The organism is Streptomyces fuscichromogenes, from assembly GCF_014645815.1.
In the GTDB taxonomy this organism is placed as follows: domain Bacteria; phylum Actinomycetota; class Actinomycetes; order Streptomycetales; family Streptomycetaceae; genus Streptomyces; species Streptomyces fuscichromogenes.
The window spans coordinates 75,728-98,208 of sequence record NZ_BMML01000010.1; the positions used below are offsets into that span (position 1 = coordinate 75,728).

A 22,481-nucleotide genomic window follows, 5' to 3' on the forward strand; every position below is an offset into this window, starting at 1 on the left:
GTCCCATCAGGCCTGGAAGGCGGCCTCGGACTCGGTGAAGAACTGCTTCACCGCGTCCGCGACCTTGGTCTTGCCCTGGCCGAGGTCACCGCCGATCCGCAGGAAGGCGGCCTCGATGGTGTCGGCACCGGAGGGGTGCGGGGTGATCGTGCCGAGGACACCGGCCTTGGCGGTGTCCGCCTCGTACTGCGCGATCTCCTTGTTCACCGCGTCCGTGGGCCTGAACGCCGCGTACTGCTCGGTGCTCGCGAGAATGCCCCGGTCGTAGCCCATGATCGTGCCGACCTCGGGATCGTGGACCATGAAGTCGATGAACTGCGCGACCTCCTTCGGGTGCGCGGTACGGGCGGAGGCGCTGAGCATCAGGGAGGCGAGGTACTGCCCGGTGTGCTTGCCGTCCATGGTCGGGATCGGCGCCAGGCCGTAGGTGCTGTCGCCTTCCGCCGAGTAGCGGACGGTGAAGTTGTCCCAGGTGAACTCCGAGGCGCCGTGGCCTGCGGAGAGGGAGGACTTGGGGAAGTCCTGGGCCACGACCTTCGGGTCGGTGACGATGCCGGCCTTGACGCGGCTGTAGCCGTCGGCCCACCACTCCGTCAGGTCGGCCTTGTCGAAACCGAGCCCGTCCTTCGTGTAGAAGGCCTTGCCGTTCTGGCGGAGGTAGATGTCGTACAGGTACATGATGCCGAAGTAGCCGGTGTCCCCCGCGACCTTGGTCCGGTCGTGGATGGTCTTCAGGGCCTTGAAGTAGTCGTCCCAGGTCCAGCCCGCGTGCGGCTCGACACCGGCCTTCTCGTAGACCTTCTTGTCGATGACCAGCGCCATGGTGTTGGAGCCGACGGGGATTCCGAGCTGCTTTCCGTCGACCTCGCCGACCTTCGTCACCCCGGCCCGGAAGTGATCCAGGCTCAGATTTCCCGCCTGAACCTGTGACTTGAGGTCGAGCAGAATTCCTCGCTTGTCGTACTTCCGAAGAAAGGTGACGGCATTTTGGAAAACGTCCGGGGGATTTCCACCGGCAGCCTGCGTCTGGAACTTCTCCCAGAACGACGCATACGTCTGAAAGTCGGTCTTGACCTTGATCTTCGGGTACTTCTTCTCGAAGAGCGCGACGGTCTTGTTGATCTTCTGCGCGCGCTCCTCGGCACCCCACCACGAGTAACGGATCGTCACCGTCCCGTCCCCGGAACCACTCCCGCCGCCACACCCCGCCGTCGCGCCGAGCCCGAGCGCGGCCGCCGACGCTCCGGCCGCCTTCAGGATGGTCCGCCGCTCCACGTTCCTGCCGGTTCCCACAGTCGGGCCCCTCCCCGCGGCGTCGCCGACGCCCGCATGAATCGTTTCAAGTAAGCGCTTGCTGGCACAAGTTACGGAGGGGCCGGTGAGGCGTCAATGATTCGCACAGGAATTTCTTGTGGGCGGGGGTGACGGGGCAGGGCGGCGGGGCGAGGGTGCGGGTGCCGCGGGGCGGATGACGTCGCAGGTGACGGGCGCGCGATCGACGGGTCGAACGTGAAGTCGCTTAGGGAAGACGGGAGTTACGGGTTGGCTTCGACGAGCGGGGCGGTGCGGGCGGGGCCTCGCCCGTCCGCGGCCGACAACCGCCGACCGACGGCTCCCGACGGCTCCCGGCGGCTCCCGGCGGCTCCCGGCGGGGCGGGACGCGTACGTCGGCTCGGGACCCGGGGCGGATACCTCCGACCACTACGGCCGGGTACGTCGCGGCCGACGGGTTCCGCCGCGGAGATCACCGTCCGCAATCTGCCGACCGAAGGTGACCGTGCGGCCACGCAGCGGGGTCGAGCCGCGACGGAGCCCGCACACCGACCGTGTTCACCCCGCCACTGCCGACGAAGAGTGACTTGCCCCGCCCGGCACCGCACGGGTCAGGACGGGCAGGGCAGACAGGGCAGGGACACTGCTCACGCCGTCCACCTGCATCGACCGGCGTGGCGAGGGCGCGGGGATGGGGGAGCCTCCGGGGAGGCCGGGGCGGGCAGGGGCCGGCAGCGGCGGAAGGTGACGGGTGCCGGGGCGTCAGTGCGGGTGACGGGGGCGGGGCGGGGCTCGTGGGGGTGGCCGGGTGGTTGTTCGGGGGTTGGTGTGGTGGTGGCGAGGCGCGTCGGGGCTTGCCGGCTTGTCGGTGCCGCGCTCGAAGGGCTCGGCGACCGTCGTGCGGCTCGCGCCGGTCCTCGCCCCGCGGATGCCGCCCGCGAGGCCCGGGAACGACCTCGGCCCACCTGCAGTCTCGCAGGTGGGCCGAGGTTCCGGGTGGGCGATACTGGGTTCGAACCAGTGACCTCTTCGGTGTGAACGAAGCGCTCTCCCACTGAGCTAATCGCCCGGACGCAGGGAGAACATTACCCCATGTCAGGGGGTGCCCCCGACCAGTCGCCGGGGTCCGTGAGCGGCGGTCGGATCACTCCTCGATCTTCCAGGGCATCACGACCCCGAACCTGGAGAGGTAGGTCCCGACCCCGGCGGCCACGATCACCAGGCCGACCGTCGTGAGCGTGATGTTGCGGCGGCGCACCCTGGGGTCCAGGGCCTTCTGGGCCGCCTCCGTGACCTTGCGTTTCGTCCAGCGCAGCACCAGCTGGGCCCAGACGAACTCGGTCGCCCAGATCGCCATGCCGCCGAAGATGACCACCCAGCCCGGCCCGGGCAGCGGCAGCATCACGATGCCCACCGCCACGACCGCGAGGCCGACCGTGAAGACCCCGGCCTGCCAGCTCAGGTGCAGCACCCGGCGCGCCTTGATGAACGCGGGCGCCCGCGATCCGAGCCCCCGCTCGGCACGCGCCCGGTCCGTCGTCGTCCCGTCCACCTCGCTCCCGTCCGAGGCCACGGCGACCTCGCCCGGTTCGTTACTCCCCGTATTCATACGACCAAACCCTACCTGAGCGATTCCGGTCACCGGAATGGTCGTAGATCGCGTCCAGGTTCTCGGCCGGAAGAGTTACGTAAAGGCACGCAAAACACTCAGAGGGGTTTACAACGGCACCGTAGGTGGCATGTCGATTTCGCCGACGTGCGAATCCCCGAGCGCACACTGAGCGAAAGGCCCTGGCGCTTATGAACACCACGGTCAGCTGCGAGCTGCACCTGCGCCTCGTTGTGTCGAGCGAGTCCTCCCTGCCTGTCCCCGCAGGCCTGCGGTACGACACGGCCGACCCCTACGCCGTGCACGCCACCTTCCACACCGGAGCCGAGGAGACCGTCGAGTGGGTGTTCGCCCGCGACCTCCTCGCCGAGGGGCTGCACCGCCCCACCGGCACCGGCGACGTCCGCGTCTGGCCGTCCCGCAGTCACGGTCAGGGCGTCGTGTGCATCGCCCTGAGCTCCCCGGAGGGGGAAGCTCTGCTCGAAGCCCCGGCGCGGGCCCTGGAATCCTTCCTGAAGCGAACAGACGCCGCCGTGCCGCCCGGCACGGAGCACCGGCACTTCGATCTCGACCAGGAGCTCTCGCACATTCTGGCGGAGAGCTAGGCCACCGCCCCTGACAAGCCGCCCGGCGCCGTCCACTCGGGGAGACGGCTCGGGCCAGAACAACCGCATACGGCAGCACCGACGCCGCCACCGTGTTCGGTCACGGGGCGGCACCGGTGTGTCCGCGTGTCCGTGCCCCTGGAACCGCCCGGGGGCGGCGAGCGTTCTACTGGACAGTCCCGAGTGGGACAGGGCACGGTGCCGGGTCGCCGTATGTCGCTACCATCGGCCACCATCGGCGGGCGCCCGCCCGACCCTCAGGCCAGGGAGCGAAACGTGCTGATCACCCACGACACCCGGTGTTCTCTCGACGCCGTGGTGGATCTGGTGAACACCGCACCGGAGGACGACACGGCGGCGGACGGACTGGCCGATGTCGCGGCTCTCCAGGATTTTGTACGAAACCACGACATCAGCGATGTGGGCATGCTGTCGGAGTTCGATCTGTCGGCGGTGCGCAAGATCCGCGGACGGTTCGCGGGGATCTTCGCCGCCCCGGACCCCCGGATCGCCGCCGGGATGATCAACGAGCTGGTCGCGGCCGCGGGCACCACGCCCCGGCTCACGGACCACGACGGCTACGACTGGCACGTGCACTACTTCGCGCCAGGCGCCTCGGTGGCCGACCATCTCGCCGCCGACTGCGGAATGGCGCTGGCGTTCTTCGTCGTCGCCGGGGAGCAGGAGCGGCTGCGGCGCTGTGAGGCTCCGGACTGCCGGCGCGCCTTCGTCGACCTCTCCCGTAACCGTTCGCGCCGTTACTGCGACAGCCGGACCTGTGGAAACCGCCTGCATGTCGCCGCGTACCGGGCGCGCCGCAAGGAAGCGGCGGGCTGACCGGGAAGACGCCGCGAGCGGGCCGCCCGTAGCGGGAGTGCCGGAGGTGTCGATGCCGACGCCGGTCCCGGCGGGTGACGCCGGGACGGGCGGGTACGGCTCACAGCCACAGCAGGTCGTGCAGCGCAGCCATGAGAATCAGACACCCGATCACCGCTAGGAAGATCATCAGCGGTGGCTGGGAAAGGGCGAAGAGGCACCCGCGCGGCTCGTCCTCCGGCGACGCGGCCTCGCTCTGTTTCGTGTCCAGCATCTCGCGGTGATGATGTCCCAGCGAGGACCCGCCGCGCGATCAACACGCCCGGAATAGGCGAGAGTTCGCCGAATTCCGTGATGTCCGTTTCGCTTCCGCCCACCCCTTGATCACTTCCGCGCACGCCACGGACGCACTGTGTCGTTTCAATGCCTCATGTGACTGTCATATGCCGTGCTTCTTGAGGATGGCCTCGATGTCGCTGAAGTCGTCGCCCGAGCCGGTGCCGCGGGGCGCCGCCGTCGGCCTGGCCGCCGGGCGGGTGGCCGGTCCCAGGGACGGTGCCGACGCGGCGGGGGCGACGGCGTCGCGCTGAGTGCCCCGGGCGGCCGCCTTGCGCTCGGCTCTGGTGCCCCGGGTGCCGCCGCGCCGGCGCTCCACTGCGCGGGTGGTGGCGAACAGGGCCCAGGCCGCGCCGAGCACGCCGAAGCCCGCCCAGGCGGTGGGACTGAAGGCGGTGTCGGCGAGCCAGCCGACCACGCCGGTCATGACCAGGCCGATGGGGACGAGGGAGTAGGCGGCGATGCGGGCCGCTGCCAGGTACCGCTTGCGATAGGCGGTGACCACGGCGATACCCAGGCCGGCCGCGGACACGGCGGAACAGACTGTCTCGGCGATCATCCGGTCCTCCTGCGGGCAGGGTCGGTCGGGGCGAGGAGCAGGGGCGGCGTGCGCACGCCGCTCCGCCCCTTCCATCGTGCACCGCCCGGCCCGTCCGATCCATGCCCAGGCCCGACAATCAGGGGCATCTCGGGGTCCTCTCCGGGTCACCTCCACCCCAGGTACGAGCCACGCCCACACCCACCCTCGCCCCTCGCCCCCCGCCTTCGCCCCCGCCCCCGTCGGTGCCGGCGCCGACGCCGACGCCGACGCCGACGCCGGGCGAGTGTCGGGTCGATTGGGTTGGCGGGGTGTGGGCTGGAAGACTGGGGGTCATGAACGACTCCCCTGTGCGCACCGACGCCCTGGTCCTCGACGTCTGGTGTGAACTGCAGTGCCCCGACTGCCGCAGTGCCCTGGACGACCTCCGTGCCCTGCGTGCCCGGTACGGCGACCGGCTGGAGCTCCGCTTGCGGCACTTCCCGCTGGAGAAGCACCGGCACTCCTTCGCCGCCGCGCAGGCCGCCGAGGAGGCGCTGGAGCAGGGCAAGGGCTGGGAGTACGTCGAAGCGGTCCTCGGCCGGGTCGAGGAGCTGGACCGCGGGGGCGAGCCGTTCCTGGTCGAGGTGGCCGGTGAACTCGGCCTGGACGCCGAGGAGTTCGACACCGCCCTGATCGACGGCCGGCACATCCTGATCGTGGACGCCGACCAGGCCGAGGGCAAGGCCATCGGTGTCACCGGTACGCCCACCTATGTCGTCGGCGGTGAGCGTCTCGACGGCGGCAAGAGCCAGGAAGGGCTCCGCGAGCGGGTGCAGGAGATCGCGGACCGGTTGCTGGCCGGGCCGGAGTGACCGGACCTCAGATCAGGTTCTTGTAGAGGACGTACGACACGGTGACGTACCCGAGCGACTCGTAGAGCCGTTCGGCCGGGGTGTTGCCGGCGAAGACGTTGAGGCCGAGGACGCGTCTGCCGGCGGCGATCGTCTGGTTCTCCGCCAGCAGCATCAGGGTGCGGCCGTGCCCCCGGCCGCGGTGGGCGGCGCCGGCCCTGACGTCGTACACCCAGGCCTCGTTCTCCCGGAAGGCCACCCACAGGGTGCCGACGCGGGTCCCCTCGTGTTCGAGGATGCTGAACCGCATGTCCTCCGTGCCGAGCCCCCGCGGCAGCAGCCGCTCGTGGTCGCGCCGGGACTTCTCCCGCGCCTCGGCCTCGGGCAGGCCCCGCTCGGTCCACGTGCGCGTGTACGACTCGGACTCGTACGCGAGCCACTCCTCGTACTCCACCTCGGTCATGGAACGGCCCAGGCTGCCCGTCGGCAGGGCGGGCGGGGTGTCGCCGAGCCGCTTCTCCATGCCCCGGTTGCGCGGGACGTAGCCGAGCGCGTCGACGAGCCGCCGCGCGGGCTCCGCGGCGGCGGGGACGCTCAGCTCGACCTGCCGGCAGCCCCAGCCGCGCGCCACCTCCTCCGCGGCGAGCGCGGCCACCGTGCCCCGGCCCCGGCGGCGGTCGGGCTCCTCGATGCGCAGGTCGACGATCCGGGCCACCCGGGGGCCGAGACTGAGCGAGGTGCCGAGATGGAGGGTGCCGACGGGCCTGCTGTTCACGCACACCTGGAAGCGGCGGGACAGCGCTCCGTCGGCGCCGTGCTGAAGCGGCTCGGTCGGCCGCAGGGTCGTGGTCATCAGGGGTGTTCTACCCGCCAAGGGCGCACCACGTCTGCCCAACAAAGCGGGCTTTTACGGGTCCAGGTCCTGGCCCGACCGCTCGTCGAAGACGCGCATGGCCTTGGCGGTCACCGGGCCGGGGGCGCCGGGGAGTTCGCGGTCGTCGACGCGGTGCACGGCCTGGACGTCGCGCAGGGTGGAGGTGAGGAAGATCTCGTCGGCCCGCTCCAGCACGTCCAGGGGCAGGTCGGTCTCGTGGGCGCCGGTCCACTCGACGGCGAGGGCCCGGGTGATGCCGGCCAGGCAGCCCGAGGCGACCGGCGGGGTGTGGATCTCGCCGTCGAGGACGACGAAGACGTTGGAGCCGGTGCCCTCGCAGAGCTGCCCGACGGTGTTGGCGAACAGGGCCTCGGAGGCTCCGTGTTGGTTCGCTCGGGCGAGGGCGACGACGTTCTCGGCGTACGAGGTGGTCTTGAGTCCGGTGAGCGCGCCGCGCTCGTTGCGGGTCCAGGGGACCGTGATCACGGCGGTGGAGTCGGCGCGCCGGCCGGTCTCGCCGAGGGCGACGACGAGGGTCGGGCCCTGGTCGCCGCGGTCGGAGCCGAGGGGGCCGTGGCCGCCCGTGTAGGTGATGCGCAGCCGGCCCAGCGGCATCGGGTTGGCCGCGAGGACCGCCTCGCAGGCCCGGCGGACCTCGTCGTGGTCGGGGTCCGGCAGGCCGAGGCCCCGGGCCGAGCGGGTCAGCCGGTCGAGATGGCGGGTGAGCGCGAAGAGCCGGCCCTCCGTCGCCTTCACCGTCTCGAAGATGCCGTCCCCCACGGTCAGCCCGTGGTCGAAGACCGAGACGCGCGCGGACTCGACGTCCTGCAGCCCGCCGTCCAGCCAGATCCTCACCTGAGACCCCCTTCTTTCATGTCGTACGCACCCGACGCTACCGCGAGCAGCCGGGCGGCCTTCAGCTCGGTCTCCCGCCATTCGCCGTCGGGGTCGGAACCCCAGGTGATCCCGGCGCCGGTGCCGAACCGGAGCACGTCACCGTCGCCGGACCGGTCGATCCAGAAGGTGCGGATGCCGACGGCCAGCTCGCCGACGCCCCGGTCCGCGTCCACCCAGCCGATGCCGCCGCAGTACGGGCCGCGCGGCGCGGTCTCCAGGGCCTCGATGATCCGCAGCGCGCTCGACTTCGGCGCGCCGGTGACCGAGCCGGGCGGGAAGGCCGCGGCGAGCAGCTCGGGCCAGCCGGCGTCCGCGTCCAGCTCGCCCCGGACGGTCGAGACGAGGTGGACGAGCCCCGGGTGCTTCTCGACGGCGCACAGGTCGGGGACGGTCACCGTGCCGGTGGCGCAGACCCGCCCGATGTCGTTGCGGACCAGGTCGACGATCATCACGTTCTCGGCGTAGTCCTTCTCCAGGAGGTCCGCCTCGGTACGGCCGGTGCCCTTGATGGGTCCGCTCTCGACGGTCCGCCCCGTCCGGCGCAGGAACAGCTCGGGCGATGCGGTGGCGGTCTCCACCCCGTGTTCTGGCAGGCGAATCGTTCCGGCATACGGCGCCGGGTTGCCGCGGGCCAGCAGTGCGGTCAGGGCGTCCACGTCGGCGTCCGGGGCGACCGGGGCGGACAGCACGCGGCACAGGTTGGCCTGGTAGACCTCGCCGGCCGCGATGTGCTCGCGGATCCGCCGCACCGCCGCCGTGTACGCGGCGCGGTCGAGGGACGACGTCCAGTCACCGGTCGCCGGTCCCCGCCACTCCCCCGGCACCGGCGCGGGCACCGGTTCCTCCCGTACGTCGCCGAACCGCGCGCAGGTCAGCCGGCCCTCGAAATCCGCGCAGACGGCCCAGAATCCGGAGGACTCCAGGGCCGCGGGATCACTGGTGACGTCGAGCAGCCCGGTGGCGACGCGGTCGCCGAACCGGGCGAGAGGAGGGTGATGGAGCACGTCGTCGAGTCTATGGCGGGTGTCCTCGGGGTGACCCGGGCATGTCGTCAAGGGGGTCCTGACCACCTCGTCCGTCGGGTGAGGCGCAGCACGCTGCGCAAACGCGTTTTTGTGCTGGCCGGGGAATCCGCTAGAGTTCAACACGTCGCCGGGACGCGAGAGCGGACCGAAACGACAGGCGGACGTAGCTCAGTTGGTAGAGCGCAACCTTGCCAAGGTTGAGGTCGCGAGTTCGAGCCTCGTCGTCCGCTCGAAGGAATGAGGGGTCTTCCCGATCCCCTACACTCCTGGTGGAGTGGCCGAGAGGCGAGGCAACGGCCTGCAAAGCCGTCTACACGGGTTCAAATCCCGTCTCCACCTCCAAGGACGATTAGCTCAGCGGGAGAGCGCTTCCCTGACACGGAAGAGGTCACTGGTTCAATCCCAGTATCGTCCACTGGATCCTGGCCGGAGGGCCTGAGATCTGCCCCGCGCGATTAGCTCAGCGGGAGAGCGCTTCCCTGACACGGAAGAGGTCACTGGTTCAATCCCAGTATCGCGCACGCACCGCTCATGATCTTCGAATCATGATCCCGAGGACGATTAGCTCAGCGGGAGAGCGCTTCCCTGACACGGAAGAGGTCACTGGTTCAATCCCAGTATCGTCCACACAGCAAAGAGCCCCGGCCGTCTCCACGGCCGGGGCTTCTTCGTGCGGTCAGCTGGAGAAGAGCATGTGCGCCCAGCTCTTGTTGTGGCCGTGATGGCCGCCGTGGCCGCCGTAGTGACCGTGGCCGCCGCCGTGGTGGCCGCCACCGTGCTGCGGGGCGCCCCAGGCCGGCGCGGGCGGGGCCGGGTAGGCCTGCGGAGCCGGCGGCGGGACCGGCTTGGACCACTGTGCCTCCAGCTGGGTCAGCGCCTCCAGCTCGCCGTAGTCGAGGAAGATGCCCCGGCAGCCGCTGCACTGCTCGATCTGGACGCCGTTGCGGTTGTAGGTGTGCATCGGCGCATGACACTTCGGACACTGCATGGTCGGCTCAACTCCTCGCCGGTAAAAACTGCTTCACGTTCTTCCAGGACAGACTCCGTCCGACCCTGGCCGGTTGCAGCCTACTTCGGGAAATCGTGCGTCAACCGGACGGAGCCCGAGGTCCCTCCAGGACCGCGCCGGGTGTCATTCCGGGGCCATCCGGGCACAAGCATCGATCAGGGACTGCTCGACCTCGTCCAGGGGCCGGTCCGCCGCGAGCGCCTTGGCGAGGTAGCGCGCACCGGTCTGGACGGTGAGGGCGCGGGCCGGGACGTCCAGGGCGGGCCAGGGGTCGCCGTCCTCCGGAACCGCCGGACCGCCGGCCGCGCGGTAGGCGGCGAGGAAGCGGGCCCACTCGTCCGGCGGCAGGAGTCCGCAGGCGTACCAGGAGGCGGGGCGGGCGAGGTCCCAGGCGGGGACGCCGACGCCGAGATCATCGACGTCGATGAGCCGCCACGGACCGTCCGGCGCCGGGTGCCGGACCAGCTGGCCGAGGTGCAGGTCGCCATGGCAGAGGGTGCGAGGGCCCGGCATCGGGGCCTCGGCGCGGGCCCAGGCGGGCAGCGCGGACCAGGCACGCAGGACGGGCGGGGCGGCGGGATGGGCGGTGCCGGTGCCGTCGAGTGCCGCATGGAGCCTGGTCACCGCCTGGGCCGCCTTGGCGGGGCCGCGCATCCAGGGTGCGGCAGGGGTGGGCGGAGTGCGGTGGAGCCGGGCGAGCAGGGTGGCGGCGGCTTCCCAGGGGGCGGTGTCCGGGACGTCGGGGTCCAGGGGGACGCCGTACGGCCAGAGGGTGACCGGACGGTCGTCGACGAAGGCGGCGGGGGCCGGGGTGAGGGGCGGGAGGAAGACGTCGGGGAGTCGGGCGGCGATGGCCAGGCGGCGGGTGAGGGCGGTGGAGTCGGTGCCGGGGGCGTGGGCCTTCGCGACGGTGTCCGCGTGGCGCAGGACCGTGGTGTCGGGGCGGTGGGCGAGGGTGGCGGTGCCGCAGGTGCCGTGGCAGGGGGCCGCGTCGGGGTGGGCGGCGGCGGTGACCCTGGCGGTCAGTTGGGGTACTACGTCTGCGGTCATGGGGTCCCCCGGGAGGTGCGGCTGTGCTGCGGTGAGGGTACGTGGGTGCGGTGGACCGGGGTTCACACGCGACCGGGACGGGGCCGGGGTACCGGCGTTTCACTCGCCCGCGCTCGCGGGGTGCCGCTGCGCCCACCCGTGCCGCCCTGCGGCACGCCTGCCCGCAGCTGAGTAGCGCCCCGTAGGGGCACGGGGAACTGCGCGATCAGCCCCCGCCGGTCGGCAGAGGAAAAGCGACCGCCGTCCGGGAAAAGAGCAATGCCGGCGCAGCTCCCCAGCTGCGCCGGCATTTTGCCGTCCGCCGCACCCCCGTCCCCACGGGGTTTCATGGGTGGATGTCCCCGCCCGGACCGCTCTTCCGGGCCTGGGGTCGCCGCTCAGCGCCCCAGCATCACTCCCACGGACGACGCCTGTGTGGCCACTGTCTCCCAGCCGTCGAAGACGAGGAGGAGCAGGGCCGCCAGGGGAAGGGCCATCAGTGTCGCCACCAGCGGGTGGCGACGGCCCTGTCGGCGGGGGCGGGTGGTGTGTGTCCGCTGTGCCGTAAGGGCCATGGTCCCTCTCCTGACCGTGCTCAGTTGTCGTTGGCAGCGGCGGGTGTCTGACCTCGGGGGACGAGTGCTGCACCCGCCGCTTGACCTCAAATCTAGGCGCGGGGCGGCTCGCGGACGTCATGCCCTCGTACCGAATCACGGGCCTCCGAGAGGATGAGCCGTGACCTGCGGTCTACTCCCCTGGGTGGAGACGGGTCCTACGTCTGGTCCTACCCCTCGGGGTCTTCCCGGAGGGGGTGCCCGGTCCTTCCCGGTTTTTCCGAGCTGTCCTCGCGGGGCACCGGCTGCTCGACGAGGGCCAGGACCCGGGTCGCCATGAAGCGGGCGGTACGGACGACGCTGCCGTTTCGCGTGACTTCGCTCACTTCCACCACCCCTCGTCGTACCGCTGTCTCCACCCGGCGGCCCGCCCTGCTCGCCACCACCTCGTAGGTACGGGTCGTGTCGCCGGCGTCGACGACTATCTCCACGCGGTCACCCTTCACAGCATCAATCCCCCTTCTGTGACGGCTTGTTGGAGCAGACAGATGCTCAAAGGAGCCGATAACGGCGCCTTCCTGACCACTTCTCAAGTCTCGCACCCGGCACTGACAATCCATCGATCCGAGAGGGCGCGGCCTCTGCGCACGGGCGGCCCGGTAAACGTAAGCTGTGCCACGTCAAACGGACCGGGCAGCGGGGATGAACATGGCGATGATGCGCCTGAGGCGCGAGGACCCGCGCGTCGTCGGCTCGTTCAGGCTTCACAGAAGGCTCGGCGCCGGCGGCATGGGCGTGGTCTACCTCGGCTCCGACAAGAAGGGGCAGCGGGTCGCGCTGAAGGTGATCCGGCCCGATCTGGCGGAGGACCAGGAGTTCCGGTCCCGGTTCGCCCGCGAGGTCTCGGCGGCCCGGCGGATCAGGGGCGGTTGCACGGCACGGCTGGTCGCGGCGGATCTGGACGCCGAGCGGCCGTGGTTCGCCACCCAGTACGTGCCCGGCCCCTCGCTGCACGACAAGGTCGCCGACGAGGGCCCGCTCGGCGCGGCCGAGGCGGCGGCGGTCGGGGCGGCGCTGTCCGAGGGCCTGGTCGCCGTGCACGAGGCCGGGGTCGTGCACCGGGACCTCAAGCCGTCCAACATCCTGCTGTCCCCGAAGGGGCCGCGGATCATCGACTTCGGCATCGCCTGGGCCACCGGGGCCTCCACCCTCACCCACGTCGGTACCGCGGTCGGCTCCCCCGGGTTCCTCGCGCCCGAGCAGGTGCGCGGGGCGGCCGTGACCCCCGCCACGGACGTCTTCTCGCTCGGCGCGACCCTCGCCTACTCCTCGACCGGCGACTCGCCCTTCGGGCACGGCAGTTCCGAGGTGATGCTCTACCGGGTCGTCCACGAGGAGCCCCATCTGCAGGGGGTGCCGGACGCACTCGCACCGCTGGTGCGGGCCTGCCTGGCCAAGGACCCCGAGGAGCGGCCGAGCACGCTCCAGCTGTCGCTGCGGCTGAAGGAGATCGCCGCACGCGAGGCCCAGGGCCTGGCCGACGTACGGCCGCCCGCGCCGCGTGCCTCGGAGGCGGACCGGCCCACCGGGCGGCTCACCGAGACCTACCCGGAGCCGCAGCGCACCCAGCGCCGGACGCAGTCCTCGCCGGGCACGCCGGTGCGGGGCGGCGCCCCCGCACGCGGCGGCAGCGGCCCGCGCCCGACCGGCGGGGTGCCGTCGCGGCCGAACGGCTCGCGTCCCACGCCCGCTCCGCGCGGCAACGGCACCCGGCCCGGAACCGGGAGCCGGTCCACGTCGCGTGGTGGTGGCGGGCGGCCGGCACCGCGCCCCACCGGTACCGGACGGCGGCCGGCCAATCCGCGGCTGCTGCGCCAGCGGCTGTTCGTGTTCGTCGTGGTGACCCTGCTGGTGGCGCTCGGCATCGCGCTGGCCCAGGGCTGTTCCGGGCCCGCGCACGGGATGGGCGTGCCCGGCGGTGGCGTACCGGCGAAGTCCGCGCCGGCCCTCAGGGAGTAGCGCGCCGGCCCAGGCCGGGCAGGACGCGCTCGAAGAACTCCCGGTCGCGGTCGAAGACCGGGGTCAGGGCGAGGAACTCCGCCGCCGTGACCCAGCGGAAGCCGGCGGCCTCGCCGGGGTCCGGGACCACGTCCTGGTCGGGGCCGGGGTCGCCGGTCCGCGCCGGATGACCAGCAGCCGGTCGCCGCGCCGCAGGACGGCGGGTCGCCGCGCCGCAGGACGGCGACGATCGCGTCCCGCACGGTCAGTTCTCCGGGCGGCCGGCGGTCACCGCGTAGAAGGCGACCGCGGCGGCCGCGCCCACGTTGAGGGAGTCGACGCCGTGGGACATCGGGATGCGCACCCATTCGTCGGCGGCGACCAGGGCCTGGGTGGAGAGTCCGTCGCCCTCCGCGCCGAGCATCAGGGCGACCCTGTCCATCCGGTGCGGGGCGGCCTCGTCCAGGCTGCGGGCCTTCTCGTCCGGGGTGAGGGCGAGCAGCGTGAACCCGGCCTCGCGGACCGAGTCCAGGCCCTTGGGCCAGGTGTCGAGCCGGGCGTACGGCACGGAGAAGACCGCGCCCATCGAGACCTTCACGCTGCGGCGGTAGAGCGGGTCGGCACAGTCCGGGGAGAGCAGTACCGCGTCCATGCCGAGGGCGGCCGCCGAGCGGAAGATCGCGCCGATGTTGGTGTGGTCGTTGACCGACTCCATGACGACGACCCGGCGGGCGGTGCGCAGCAGGTCGGTCGCCGTCGGCAGCGGTTTGCGCTGCATGGAGGCGAGCGCGCCACGGTGCACGTGGTAGCCGGTGACCTTCTCGGCGAGCTCCGGGCTGACCGCGTAGACGGGCGCCGGGAGTTCGTCGATGACGTCGCGCATGACGTCGACCCACTTGGCGGACAGCAGCATGGAACGCATCTCGTAGCCCGCGTCCTTCGCCCTGCGGATGACCTTCTCGCCCTCGGCGATGAACAGGCCCTCGGCCGGTTCGCGCTTGCGGCGCAACTCGACGTCGGTCAGGCCCGTGTAGTCACGGAGGCGCGGGTCGTCGGGATCCTCAACGGTGATGAGATCGGCCACAGGGTGATACTGCCTTGTCCTGGGTGGGGTGCCAATGGTCTGGGACGGGTTGTGTTACCCGGGGTTACGTCAGTGCCCGCGTGGGTGCCCTTTCAGGCCGCCGGGCTCGGGCCGACGTTCACGACCGCGCCGATCACGATGACCGCCGGGGGTTTCACCTCCTCGGCGCGGACGACCTCCGCGACCGTGGCGAGGGTCGCGTCGACCCGGCGCTGCGCGGCCGTCGTGCCTTCCTGGACGAGCGCGACAGGGGTGTCCGGGGACTTGCCGTGCGCGACGAGCGTCTCGGCGATCTTCCCGATCTTGTCGACGCCCATGAGGACGACGAGCGTCCCGGTCAGCTTCGCGAGGGACGGCCAGTCGGCCAGCGACCGCTCGTCGTCCGGCGCGACGTGTCCGCTGACCACCGTGAACTCGTGTGCGACGCCCCGGTGGGTGACCGGGATGCCGGCGGCGGACGGCACGGAGATCGAGCTGGAGATACCGGGGACGACCGTGCACGGGATCCCGGCCTCGGCGAGCGCCTGGACCTCCTCCATGCCCCGGCCGAAGACGTAGGGGTCGCCGCCCTTCAGCCGTACGACCGACTTGCCCTGCTTGGCATGCTCGATGAGGGCGTTGTTGATGGCCTCCTGGGCCATGTACCTGCCGTACGGGATCTTCGCCGCGTCGATCACCTCGACGTGCGGCGGGAGTTCGGCGAGGAGGTCGCGGGGGCCGAGGCGGTCGGCGATGACGACGTCGGCCGCGGCGAGCAGCCGGCGGCCGCGGACCGTGATGAGGTCGGGGTCGCCGGGTCCGCCGCCGACCAGGGCGACGCCGGGGGCGCGGGTGCGGTGGTGGGGGGCGACGAGGGTGCCGTCGCGCAGTCCCTCGACGACCGCGTCCCGGATGGCGGCGGTGTGGCGGGGGTCGCGGCCGCGCGCGTCCGTGGTGAGGACCGCGACCGTGACGCCCTCGCTGTGGCCGGTCGCCGGGGTCCAGGCGGTGGCCTGGTCGGCGTCGTCGGAACGCACGCACCAGACCCGATGCCGGTCCGCTTCCGCGGAGGCAGCGGTGTTGGCGGCGGGGTCGCTGGTGGCGATGAGGGCGTACCAGGCCTCGGCGAGGTCGCCGTCCTGGTAGGGGCGCCGGGCCCAGGTGATCTCGCCGGCGTCGGCCATCGCCTCGACGGAGGGGGTGGCTTCCGGCGATACGAGGGTGATGTCGGCGCCCGCTGCGATGAGAGCCGGGAGACGGCGCTGGGCCACCTGGCCACCGCCGAGGACGACCACGCGGCGGCCTGAGAGGCGGAGGCCTACGGGGTAGGCGGGGTGTTCGGCCATGAGGTGCGGCTCCTCTTTCGGCGGCGGTGGGGTAGCCCTGACGTGCAGATTTTACGGGGCGGGGGTTTTGGGCGGCTCAGGTGTCCGGGGGCTGGGCATCGCGTGCCGGGTGCGCGGCTGCGGGTGGTTGTGCCCACCCGTTCCGCCGTGCGGAACGCCTGCCCACAACCGCTGGGTCGGCCAGAGGGAAACCCGGCGCGGCGGACCGCGGCCGGCAACCACCGGTCGGCCGAACAGGAACCCGGTCGGCCGTCCCGCAGCCCGCAGCCCGCAGCCCGCAGCCCGCAGCCCGCAGCCCGCAGCCCGCAGCCCGCAGCCCGCAGCCCGCAGCCCGCAGCCCGCAGCCCGCAGGCAACGACCAGCCGGCCGCTGCGGGAACGCGGGACGCGGTCCCTACTTCTCCGTCACGCCCGCCGAGTCGAACGTCGCCACCTCGTGCATCGCCCTCGCCGTGCTCTGGACCAGCGGGAGCGCCAGCAGCGCGCCCGTGCCCTCGCCCAGACGCAGGTCCAGGTCGACCAGGGGGCGCAGGCCCAGCTTGTTCAGGGCTGCCACGTGGCCCGGTTCCGCGCTGCGGTGGCCGGCGATGCAGGCGGCCAGGACCTCGGGGGCGATCGCGCGGGCCACGAGGGCGGCGGCGCCCGCGCTGACGCCGTCGAGGATCACCGGCGTACGCAGGGACGCGCCGCCCAGCAACAGGCCCACCATCGCCGCGTGTTCGAAGCCGCCGACCGCGGCGAGGACGCCGATCGGGTCGGCCGGGTCCGGCTGGTGGAGTTCCAGGGCGCGGCGGACCACCTCGGTCTTGCGGGCGAGGGTCTCGTCGTTGATGCCGGTGCCGCGGCCGGTGACCTCGGCGGGGTCGGCGCCCGTGAAGACGGAGATCAACGCGGCGGACGCGGTCGTGTTCGCGATGCCCATCTCACCGGTGAGCAGCGCCTTGTTGCCCGCGGCCACCAGGTCCCTGGCCGTCTCGATGCCCACCTCGATGGCCTGCTTGGCCTCCTCGCGGGTCATCGCGGCGCCCGTCGTCATGTCGGACGTGCCCGCGCGGACCTTGCGCGGCAGCAGCCCCGGCGTGGCCGGCAGCTCGGACGCGACACCGACGTCCACCACGCACACCTCGGCGCCCACCTGGCCGGCGAACGCGTTGCAGACCGCTCCGCCGCCGAGGAAGTTGGCCACCATCTGGGCGGTGACCTCCTGCGGCCACGGCGTGACGCCCTGGGCGTGCACCCCGTGGTCACCGGCGAAGATCGCGACCGCCGCGGGCTCCGGGATCGGCGGCGGGCACTGCCGGGACAGTCCGGACAGCTGGGCGGAGATGATCTCCAGCATGCCGAGCGCACCGGCCGGCTTGGTCATCCGCTTCTGCCGCTCCCAGGCCTCGCCGAGCGCCTTGGCGTCCAGCGGACGGACGCTGGCGACGGTCTCGGCGAGCAGGTCGTGCGGGTCCTCGCCGGGCAGCGCGCGACGACCGTACGTCTCCTCGTGGACCACCCAGGACAGCGGGCGGCGCTTGGACCAGCCGGCCTGCATCAGCTCGGGCTCGTCCGGGAACTCGTCGACGTAGCCCACGCACAGGTACGCGATGACTTCGAGATGCTCGGGCAGCCCCAGCGCGCGGACCATCTCGCGCTCGTCGAAGAAGCTGACCCAGCCGACGCCGAGGCCCTCGGCGCGGGCGGCGAGCCAGAGGTTCTCGACGGCGAGCGCTGCGGAGTAGGGCGCCATCTGCGGCTGGGTGTGCCGGCCGAGGGTGTGGCGGCCGCCGCGGGTCGGGTCGGCGGTGACGACGATGTTCACCGGGGTGTCGAGGATGGCCTCGATCTTCAGTTCCTTGAACTGCTTCGCGCGGCCCTTGGGGAGGGACTTGGCGTAGGCGTCGCGCTGGCGCATGGCCAGTTCGTGCATCGAGCGGCGGGTGTCGGCCGAGCGGATGACGACGAAGTCCCAGGGCTGGGAGTGGCCGACGGAGGGCGCGGTGTGGGCGGCCTCCAGGACGCGCAGCAGCACCTCGTGCGGGATGGGGTCGCTGCGGAAGCCGTTGCGGATGTCACGGCGTTCGCGCATGACCTTGAGGACGGCCTCGCGTTCGGCGTCGTCGTAGGCGGGCGCGGCCGGGCCGGTGGACTGACGTGCTTCTGCCACGGGGGCCGTGCTCTCTTCCTGGTCGGCGGCCCTGGTGTCCAGGTCCTCCGCTTGCTGTACGACGTCGGGGTGCTCCGGCAGCGGAGCGGGTTCGGCCTCGCGGGGCCCGGGGACCGTCGCCGCCTGCTCGGGCGACGGCTCGCCGCCCTGGTCCTGCGCGGGGAGGACCAGCGGGTGGGGCGGGGTGGGGGCGAGGTGCGGGGTGGTCGGCAGCTGGCCGTCGACGGGGACGAACTCGCCCAGGGGCTGCTCCGGCGCGGGTTCCGCCGGGACGGTGGCCGCCGCCAGGGGCTCCGGGACCGCCGGGGTCTCCTCGGCGGCGGGGGCGGGCGCGGTGCCCTGGGTCTGCGGACCGGCGAGGGGGACCTCGACCAGCTGGGCGGACTGTGCCTGGGGGGTCTCGGCCAAGGGGACGGCGGCCGGGGCGGGGACCTCGGCCTGGGCTGCCGGGACGGCCGGGGCGACCTGCTCGGCCTCCGGTGCGGCCGGGGCGAGGGGCTCCGGCGGCTGGGGGAGCTGCGGCAACTCGGCGGCGACGGGCACGGGGGCGGCCGGGGCGGACTCCTCGGCGGCAGCCTCCTCGGGCCGCACCGGCACGGGCGGCACGGCGGGCACCGGCTGGGCGGACCCGGCCACGACGGCCTCCAGGACCGGAACGGCCCCGGCCACGACGGACTCGGACAGGACGGACTCGGGCAGGACGGACTCGGGCAGGACGGTTTCCGGTGCGGTGACTTCGTGTGCGACCGCTTCTGGTACGACGGATTCCGGCACAACCGCTTCCGGTACAGCCGCTTCCGGTACGACCGCTTCCGGTGCCGGGCCGGACTCGGCGGCGACGGTCTCCGTGACCTGCTCTGGCACGACGGCCGGCGGCACGGCGTGCTGCTCCGGCACGACTGGCTGCGCCTGCTGCCCCGGCCCGGTCGGCATCGCCTCGGCGGCGGCCGACTCCGGTACGGCGAACTGCTGACCGGCCTCCGCCACCACGGGCGCGGCCTCGGGTTCGACAGGCCCACCGGGTGCCGGGTCGGCGCCGGGAACCTGTACCGCCTCCGGCCCCTGCGCGACCTCCGGGAACCGCGGCGCCGGGGGGGCGTCCGACAGCTGTGCGTCCTGCGCGACCTGCGGCGCCACCGGGCCCTCGGGCCCCAGGTCGCCCCCGGGCTCGGCCGCCGGCGCGGGAACGCCCGCCTCGACCGGCCGGGCCGCGCCCTGCGGACCGTACGCGTTCTCGGGCCGCACGGCGACGCCGGCCGCCGGTGCCTGCGGCTCCGGCGCGACATCCGTGACCACGGCCGCGGTGACGAGCCGGGCGACGGCCGCCTGGGCGGCGCCGGACGGCTCGGGCGTGTGGAACTCGTGGCCGACCGCGAGCTGCGGCTCCGGAACAGCGACAGGGGCAGGGGCAGCGGAAGCCGCGACGGCAACCGTCTCCGAAACCGGAACAACCGTTTCGGCAGCCGGGGCCTGTGCGACCACCTGGGCCACCGGAACGGCCTGCGGTGCCGTCTGCGGCACGCTCTGCGGCGCACCCCAGGGCGCGGCGGACTGCGGTACGGCCTCGTGCAGCGGCTGGACGTCGAGGTACTCGGGACCGGCCGTCGGCGGACCCGGCTGCCGTACCGGCGCACCGGCCGGGCCGCGGTCGGCGAGGGAGCGGACCATGCTGGTGGAGGAGTCCGGGATCGGCGGCCCGAGGTGCAGCGGTCGGCGCGGCGCCGGGGCGGCCGCCGGGTCGTGCGGCACGGAGAGGATCGGGGACGCCGGTACCGAGCTGGGCAGCCGGACGGCGGTGAGGTCCACCGAGCCGCTGTCCCGGCCGTCCGTCTCGTGCGGGCCGGGCTCGTGAACGGTCTCGACGACCGGCTCCGGGGCCGGCGGCGGCACTTCGTTGCCCCAGGCACCCTGGGCGCCGGGAAGGAGCAGGTCCTCGTCCTCGGCAGGAGACTCGGAGAGGTAGGTGTACGCGCCGTGCGCGGGAACGCCCGGCTGCTCCACCATGCCTGCGCTCTCCGGCAGTCCCTCGCCCGGGACCTGGCCGGTGTCCGTCATGCGTACCCCTCGCCCATCGGTTAGTGCCTTCCACGACCAGCTCGCCCGGGACGGCGCACCGACCGTCCCGCAGTGAAGAACGAGCGTGCACGCCCAGCGGCACGAACGACCCGCCGGAAAAGGCGACAAAGCCATTCAGTGGCATTGTCCCGGCCGTTCGACCGTCGCGACAGCGTGATCCGCGACAGCCCGCTGTGGACTGCGCCACGTTGCGCGTCCCCGGTTCTGCCGTACCACACCCGCTCCAAAAGGGGCGTGTTTTCCGGACATTGACGAACGAATGTCCGGGCCACCGGTGCAGTGCAGCGATCGGCCAGCCTACCGCGCGCAGTATGACAACAGGATCACGGGGCGCGCTCAGGTAGAACGCCGCTGAGCAGGAACGCGACGTTCCGCTCGGTCTCCGTCCAGGCCCTGGTGTCGAGTTCGACGGACTGCAGCAGGGCGCACTCGACGTCGTATCCGTGCTCGGTCAGGTCGCGGCCGATGAGTTCCGCCGCGTCCCGGGTGGCGGCGTGCGTGACGATGCGCTGCGGCCGGCGGTCGGCGACCGCGGAGACCACCGCGGCTCCCCCGCCGCCGACCCGGACGACATCGGGCTCGGGCAGGTTCTCCAGCACGTGCGGGGCGCTGCCGTGCACGATGTGGAGCTGCACCCCGAACCTGCGGCCGGCCGCCTCGCTGCGGACGCAGGCCGCGAGATCCCGGTCGACGGCGAGGACGGCGGCGCCGGCGCGCGCGGCCTCGGTGGCGAACGCGCCGCTGCCGCAGCCGATGTCCCAGACCAGGTCCCCCATCCGGGGCCCCAGGCGGGCGAGTTGGGCGGCGCGTAGCAGCTCCGTCTCCCCTTCGCCGAGCGCGGCTCCCTCGCCGTACTCCGTGTCGGGCCGCACCCAGCCGCGCGGGCCGGCCGCCGGATCCCGGCCGGCGATCCAGCCGCCGCCCTCGCCCGCGGCCACCGGTCCGGCCGGTCCTCCGATGACGATGACGACGTTGGGGTCGCGCCAGGTGTGGTCGGGGGCCTTGTCGGAGGTGACCACGGAGACCTGTTCGCGGTCGGTGCCGAGTTCCTCGCAGATGACGAAGGTGCGCGGGACCCCCTCCAGAAGCAGGCCGAGTTCGGCGGGGCCGGCGCCCGGTGAGGTCAGGACGGCGACCTTGGTGTGGGCGCGGCACACATTCACCGCGCGTCGCAGGGTGCGCCGGTGTGCCACGACCACCTGTGCGTCGTCCCAGGGCATGCCGGCTCGGGCGAAGGCGGCGGCCACCGAGGAGACGGCGGGCACGACCTCGACCTCCAGACCGAACTCCGGGGCGCGCAGGGTCCGCACCACGCCGAAGAAGCCGGGGTCGCCGTCGGCGAGCACCACGGCGGTACCGCGGTGGCCGGTGATGCGACGGGCGGCGAGGGCGACGCTGCCGAGGCGGATGCGTTCGGCGCGGGGCGGCACCTCGGGAAGGTCGAGATGGTGGGCCGCGCCCGCGACGAGGGTGGCGGCGCCGAGCGCGCCGCGTGCCGCGGCGGTCAGGGGCGAGCCGTCCCAGCCGATCACCGTGACCCGGTCGGCCATCGTCCTCAGTCTCCAGGGTTTTCGCAGGTCGTCAGGGTCGGGGCCCGGGGGCGGGCTCCGTGAGGGTACCCGGTGGAGCTGTCCGGCGGGTGCCGGGACGCGTCCCGTCGCCGTCAGTTCCAGGAGGTGAAGCCGTCGTCGCCGGCGAGTTCCCCGCCCGCGCCCTCCAGATCCTCCGGGAGCAGACTCCACACGATGTAGTCGGTCCGCATGTCCGCCCAGGTGCCGTCCTCGGTGCGGACGTGGACTATGCAGGCGTTGCGCAGCACGCCCTCGCTGATACAGCCGATCTTCTGGGCCACCTGCTGGGCGGCGGTGTTGTCGGCGGCGGTGCGCAGCTCGATGCGCTCGAACTTCTGGTCGCCGAAGAGCCATTGGGCGGTGGCGAGCGCCGCCTCGGAGGCGTAGCCCTCTCCGCGTGCCCAGGGGGCGATGATGTACGACAACTCGGTCGACCTGATGTACCAGTTGGTCCTGGCGAGCTGGATGACACCGACCAGGCGCTGGGTGAGGAACTCGGTGACCGCGAGGTCCAGGCCCCGGCCGGCGAGCCGTTCGGACGGCGCGTACTCGGTGATCCAGCGCCGGGCGCGGTCCTCGCCGTACGGCTGGGGGACGCCGGTCCAGGCTCCCACCTGCTCGTCGTTCATCATCTCGGCCAGTGCGGGCACGTCGTCCTCGTCGAGGGCACGCAGCACCAACCGCTCCGTGCTGATGGAGATGTTGGGGAAGGTGCTAGTCATGCGCCGCTCCGTAACCTTCGGAAATCCTTCAGGCCCGAACCTGCCGGGCCTGCGAACTGCCCAGCATGCAGCATGAAACCACCGAACCGCACGACGGGGTCCACCCGTGGTGACCGAGTGGACCCCGTGCGTGGCGATACGCCGTATACGTGCCGCC

At 72.6% G+C, this 22,481-nt stretch carries 21 protein-coding genes and 6 tRNA genes; 9 read left to right on the forward strand and 18 right to left on the reverse strand.

What is annotated here, in order from left to right:
• Positions 1-6 precede the first annotated feature (6 nt).
• The 3 genes from IEZ11_RS22635 to IEZ11_RS22645 all read right to left on the reverse strand — a co-directional run bounded on the left by IEZ11_RS22635 (position 7) and on the right by IEZ11_RS22645 (position 2,881).
• On the reverse strand, positions 7-1,293 hold the full coding sequence (locus IEZ11_RS22635; protein ID WP_189264672.1) for an ABC transporter substrate-binding protein: 1,287 nt from the start codon (positions 1,291-1,293) through the stop codon (positions 7-9).
• Positions 1,294-2,269: 976 nt separating this feature from the next.
• Positions 2,270-2,341 (reverse strand) — tRNA-Val (locus IEZ11_RS22640).
• A gap of 75 nt (positions 2,342-2,416) precedes the next feature.
• A complete protein-coding gene (locus IEZ11_RS22645) occupies positions 2,417-2,881 on the reverse strand; it encodes a TIGR02611 family protein (protein WP_189264673.1) in 465 nt (154 codons plus the stop codon).
• 191 nt (positions 2,882-3,072) lie between these two features.
• Here IEZ11_RS22645 and IEZ11_RS22650 point away from each other — a divergent pair, with 191 nt between their 5' ends.
• Together IEZ11_RS22650 and IEZ11_RS22655 are read left to right on the forward strand one after the other, a co-directional pair.
• A complete protein-coding gene (locus IEZ11_RS22650) occupies positions 3,073-3,486 on the forward strand; it encodes an SsgA family sporulation/cell division regulator (RefSeq protein WP_004002642.1) in 414 nt (137 codons plus the stop codon).
• Positions 3,487-3,762: 276 nt separating this feature from the next.
• On the forward strand, positions 3,763-4,323 hold the full coding sequence (locus IEZ11_RS22655; protein ID WP_189264674.1) for a CGNR zinc finger domain-containing protein: 561 nt from the start codon (positions 3,763-3,765) through the stop codon (positions 4,321-4,323).
• A 100-nt stretch (positions 4,324-4,423) separates the two neighbouring features.
• Here IEZ11_RS22655 and IEZ11_RS22660 read toward each other — a convergent pair whose 3' ends face one another.
• Positions 4,424-4,576, reverse strand: coding sequence for a hypothetical protein (locus tag IEZ11_RS22660; protein ID WP_189264675.1), 153 nt, complete (start codon positions 4,574-4,576; stop codon positions 4,424-4,426).
• 165 nt (positions 4,577-4,741) lie between these two features.
• Positions 4,742-5,197 (reverse strand): hypothetical protein, encoded by a 456-nt coding sequence (locus IEZ11_RS22665; RefSeq protein ID WP_189264676.1) that lies wholly within the window; start codon positions 5,195-5,197, stop codon positions 4,742-4,744.
• A 314-nt stretch (positions 5,198-5,511) separates the two neighbouring features.
• Between IEZ11_RS22665 and IEZ11_RS22670 the strand changes: the two genes are divergently transcribed.
• Complete coding sequence (locus IEZ11_RS22670; RefSeq protein WP_189264677.1) at positions 5,512-6,030, forward strand: DsbA family protein; 519 nt, start codon at positions 5,512-5,514, stop codon at positions 6,028-6,030.
• Positions 6,031-6,037: 7 nt separating this feature from the next.
• Here the strand turns inward: IEZ11_RS22670 and IEZ11_RS22675 are convergent, their stop codons facing one another.
• From IEZ11_RS22675 to IEZ11_RS22685, 3 genes are read right to left on the reverse strand one after another with little or no spacing between them, the layout of a single operon-like run.
• Positions 6,038-6,862 carry a GNAT family N-acetyltransferase gene (locus IEZ11_RS22675; protein WP_189264678.1) on the reverse strand — a complete coding sequence of 275 codons (825 nt, stop codon included), beginning with the start codon at positions 6,860-6,862 and terminating at the stop codon, positions 6,038-6,040.
• 54 nt (positions 6,863-6,916) lie between these two features.
• Positions 6,917-7,738, reverse strand: coding sequence for an aminotransferase class IV (locus tag IEZ11_RS22680; protein WP_189264679.1), 822 nt, complete (start codon positions 7,736-7,738; stop codon positions 6,917-6,919).
• The gene (locus IEZ11_RS22685) at positions 7,735-8,784 is read right to left on the reverse strand and encodes a chorismate-binding protein (protein WP_189264680.1); all 1,050 of its coding nucleotides are present in this window, start codon (positions 8,782-8,784) and stop codon (positions 7,735-7,737) included. The genes IEZ11_RS22680 and IEZ11_RS22685 overlap by 4 nt, the downstream gene beginning before the upstream one ends.
• 178 nt (positions 8,785-8,962) lie before the next feature.
• Here IEZ11_RS22685 and IEZ11_RS22690 point away from each other — a divergent pair.
• The 5 genes from IEZ11_RS22690 to IEZ11_RS22710 all read left to right on the forward strand — a co-directional run bounded on the left by IEZ11_RS22690 (position 8,963) and on the right by IEZ11_RS22710 (position 9,432).
• A tRNA-Gly gene (locus tag IEZ11_RS22690) sits at positions 8,963-9,035 on the forward strand.
• Positions 9,036-9,073: 38 nt separating this feature from the next.
• Positions 9,074-9,147, forward strand: a tRNA-Cys gene (locus IEZ11_RS22695).
• A 1-nt stretch (position 9,148) separates the two neighbouring features.
• Positions 9,149-9,220, forward strand: a tRNA-Val gene (locus tag IEZ11_RS22700).
• A 34-nt stretch (positions 9,221-9,254) separates the two neighbouring features.
• Positions 9,255-9,326 (forward strand) — tRNA-Val (locus tag IEZ11_RS22705).
• A gap of 34 nt (positions 9,327-9,360) precedes the next feature.
• Positions 9,361-9,432, forward strand: a tRNA-Val gene (locus IEZ11_RS22710).
• 49 nt (positions 9,433-9,481) lie between these two features.
• Here IEZ11_RS22710 and IEZ11_RS22715 read toward each other — a convergent pair.
• The 4 genes from IEZ11_RS22715 to IEZ11_RS22730 form a co-directional block, all read right to left on the reverse strand.
• Entirely contained in the window at positions 9,482-9,793 is a 312-nt protein-coding gene (locus IEZ11_RS22715; RefSeq protein WP_089103196.1) for a TFIIB-type zinc ribbon-containing protein, read from the reverse strand.
• Positions 9,794-9,937: 144 nt separating this feature from the next.
• On the reverse strand, positions 9,938-10,864 hold the full coding sequence (locus IEZ11_RS22720; RefSeq protein WP_189264681.1) for a phosphotransferase family protein: 927 nt from the start codon (positions 10,862-10,864) through the stop codon (positions 9,938-9,940).
• 377 nt (positions 10,865-11,241) lie between these two features.
• Positions 11,242-11,418, reverse strand: a complete 177-nt coding sequence (locus tag IEZ11_RS22725; RefSeq protein WP_046726640.1) for a hypothetical protein — start codon at positions 11,416-11,418, stop codon at positions 11,242-11,244.
• Between the two features lie 209 nt (positions 11,419-11,627).
• Positions 11,628-11,903 (reverse strand): DUF8836 family protein, encoded by a 276-nt coding sequence (locus tag IEZ11_RS22730; RefSeq protein WP_189264682.1) that lies wholly within the window; start codon positions 11,901-11,903, stop codon positions 11,628-11,630.
• 196 nt (positions 11,904-12,099) lie between these two features.
• Between IEZ11_RS22730 and IEZ11_RS22735 the strand changes: the two genes are divergently transcribed.
• The gene (locus tag IEZ11_RS22735; RefSeq protein ID WP_189264908.1) at positions 12,100-13,416 is read left to right on the forward strand and encodes a serine/threonine-protein kinase; all 1,317 of its coding nucleotides are present in this window, start codon (positions 12,100-12,102) and stop codon (positions 13,414-13,416) included.
• Here IEZ11_RS22735 and IEZ11_RS22740 read toward each other — a convergent pair.
• The 6 genes from IEZ11_RS22740 to IEZ11_RS22765 form a co-directional block, all read right to left on the reverse strand.
• On the reverse strand, positions 13,406-13,546 hold the full coding sequence (locus IEZ11_RS22740; RefSeq protein WP_229713289.1) for a hypothetical protein: 141 nt from the start codon (positions 13,544-13,546) through the stop codon (positions 13,406-13,408). The two genes, IEZ11_RS22735 and IEZ11_RS22740, sit on opposite strands and share 11 nt — an antisense overlap.
• Before the next feature lie 114 nt (positions 13,547-13,660).
• On the reverse strand, positions 13,661-14,479 hold the full coding sequence (locus IEZ11_RS22745) for a TrmH family RNA methyltransferase (RefSeq protein ID WP_189264683.1): 819 nt from the start codon (positions 14,477-14,479) through the stop codon (positions 13,661-13,663).
• Positions 14,480-14,571: 92 nt separating this feature from the next.
• Positions 14,572-15,804: a uroporphyrinogen-III C-methyltransferase gene (cobA, locus tag IEZ11_RS22750; RefSeq protein ID WP_189264684.1), complete on the reverse strand. Its 1,233-nt coding sequence runs from the start codon at positions 15,802-15,804 to the stop codon at positions 14,572-14,574.
• Positions 15,805-16,197: 393 nt separating this feature from the next.
• Positions 16,198-20,010, reverse strand: a complete 3,813-nt coding sequence (gene cobT, locus IEZ11_RS22755) for a nicotinate-nucleotide--dimethylbenzimidazole phosphoribosyltransferase (protein ID WP_189264685.1) — start codon at positions 20,008-20,010, stop codon at positions 16,198-16,200.
• A gap of 344 nt (positions 20,011-20,354) precedes the next feature.
• Complete coding sequence (cbiE, locus tag IEZ11_RS22760) at positions 20,355-21,581, reverse strand: precorrin-6y C5,15-methyltransferase (decarboxylating) subunit CbiE (RefSeq protein ID WP_189264686.1); 1,227 nt, start codon at positions 21,579-21,581, stop codon at positions 20,355-20,357.
• Between the two features lie 113 nt (positions 21,582-21,694).
• A complete protein-coding gene (locus IEZ11_RS22765; protein ID WP_189264687.1) occupies positions 21,695-22,324 on the reverse strand; it encodes a GNAT family N-acetyltransferase in 630 nt (209 codons plus the stop codon).
• Positions 22,325-22,481: the final 157 nt, after the last annotated feature.

Coding starts and splice junctions, on each gene's coding strand:
- IEZ11_RS22645 (WP_189264673.1), bottom strand. CDS start 2,881: ATGAATACGGGGAGTAACGAACCGGGCGAGGTCGCCGTGGCCTCGGAC.
- IEZ11_RS22650 (WP_004002642.1), top strand. CDS start 3,073: ATGAACACCACGGTCAGCTGCGAGCTGCACCTGCGCCTCGTTGTGTCG.
- IEZ11_RS22660 (WP_189264675.1), bottom strand. CDS start 4,576: ATGCTGGACACGAAACAGAGCGAGGCCGCGTCGCCGGAGGACGAGCCG.
- IEZ11_RS22665 (WP_189264676.1), bottom strand. CDS start 5,197: ATGATCGCCGAGACAGTCTGTTCCGCCGTGTCCGCGGCCGGCCTGGGT.
- IEZ11_RS22670 (WP_189264677.1), top strand. CDS start 5,512: ATGAACGACTCCCCTGTGCGCACCGACGCCCTGGTCCTCGACGTCTGG.
- IEZ11_RS22675 (WP_189264678.1), bottom strand. CDS start 6,862: ATGACCACGACCCTGCGGCCGACCGAGCCGCTTCAGCACGGCGCCGAC.
- IEZ11_RS22715 (WP_089103196.1), bottom strand. CDS start 9,793: ATGCAGTGTCCGAAGTGTCATGCGCCGATGCACACCTACAACCGCAAC.
- IEZ11_RS22720 (WP_189264681.1), bottom strand. CDS start 10,864: ATGACCGCAGACGTAGTACCCCAACTGACCGCCAGGGTCACCGCCGCC.
- IEZ11_RS22725 (WP_046726640.1), bottom strand. CDS start 11,418: ATGGCCCTTACGGCACAGCGGACACACACCACCCGCCCCCGCCGACAG.
- IEZ11_RS22735 (WP_189264908.1), top strand. CDS start 12,100: ATGAACATGGCGATGATGCGCCTGAGGCGCGAGGACCCGCGCGTCGTC.
- cobA (WP_189264684.1), bottom strand. CDS start 15,804: ATGGCCGAACACCCCGCCTACCCCGTAGGCCTCCGCCTCTCAGGCCGC.
- cobT (WP_189264685.1), bottom strand. CDS start 20,010: ATGACGGACACCGGCCAGGTCCCGGGCGAGGGACTGCCGGAGAGCGCA.
- cbiE (WP_189264686.1), bottom strand. CDS start 21,581: ATGGCCGACCGGGTCACGGTGATCGGCTGGGACGGCTCGCCCCTGACC.
- IEZ11_RS22765 (WP_189264687.1), bottom strand. CDS start 22,324: ATGACTAGCACCTTCCCCAACATCTCCATCAGCACGGAGCGGTTGGTG.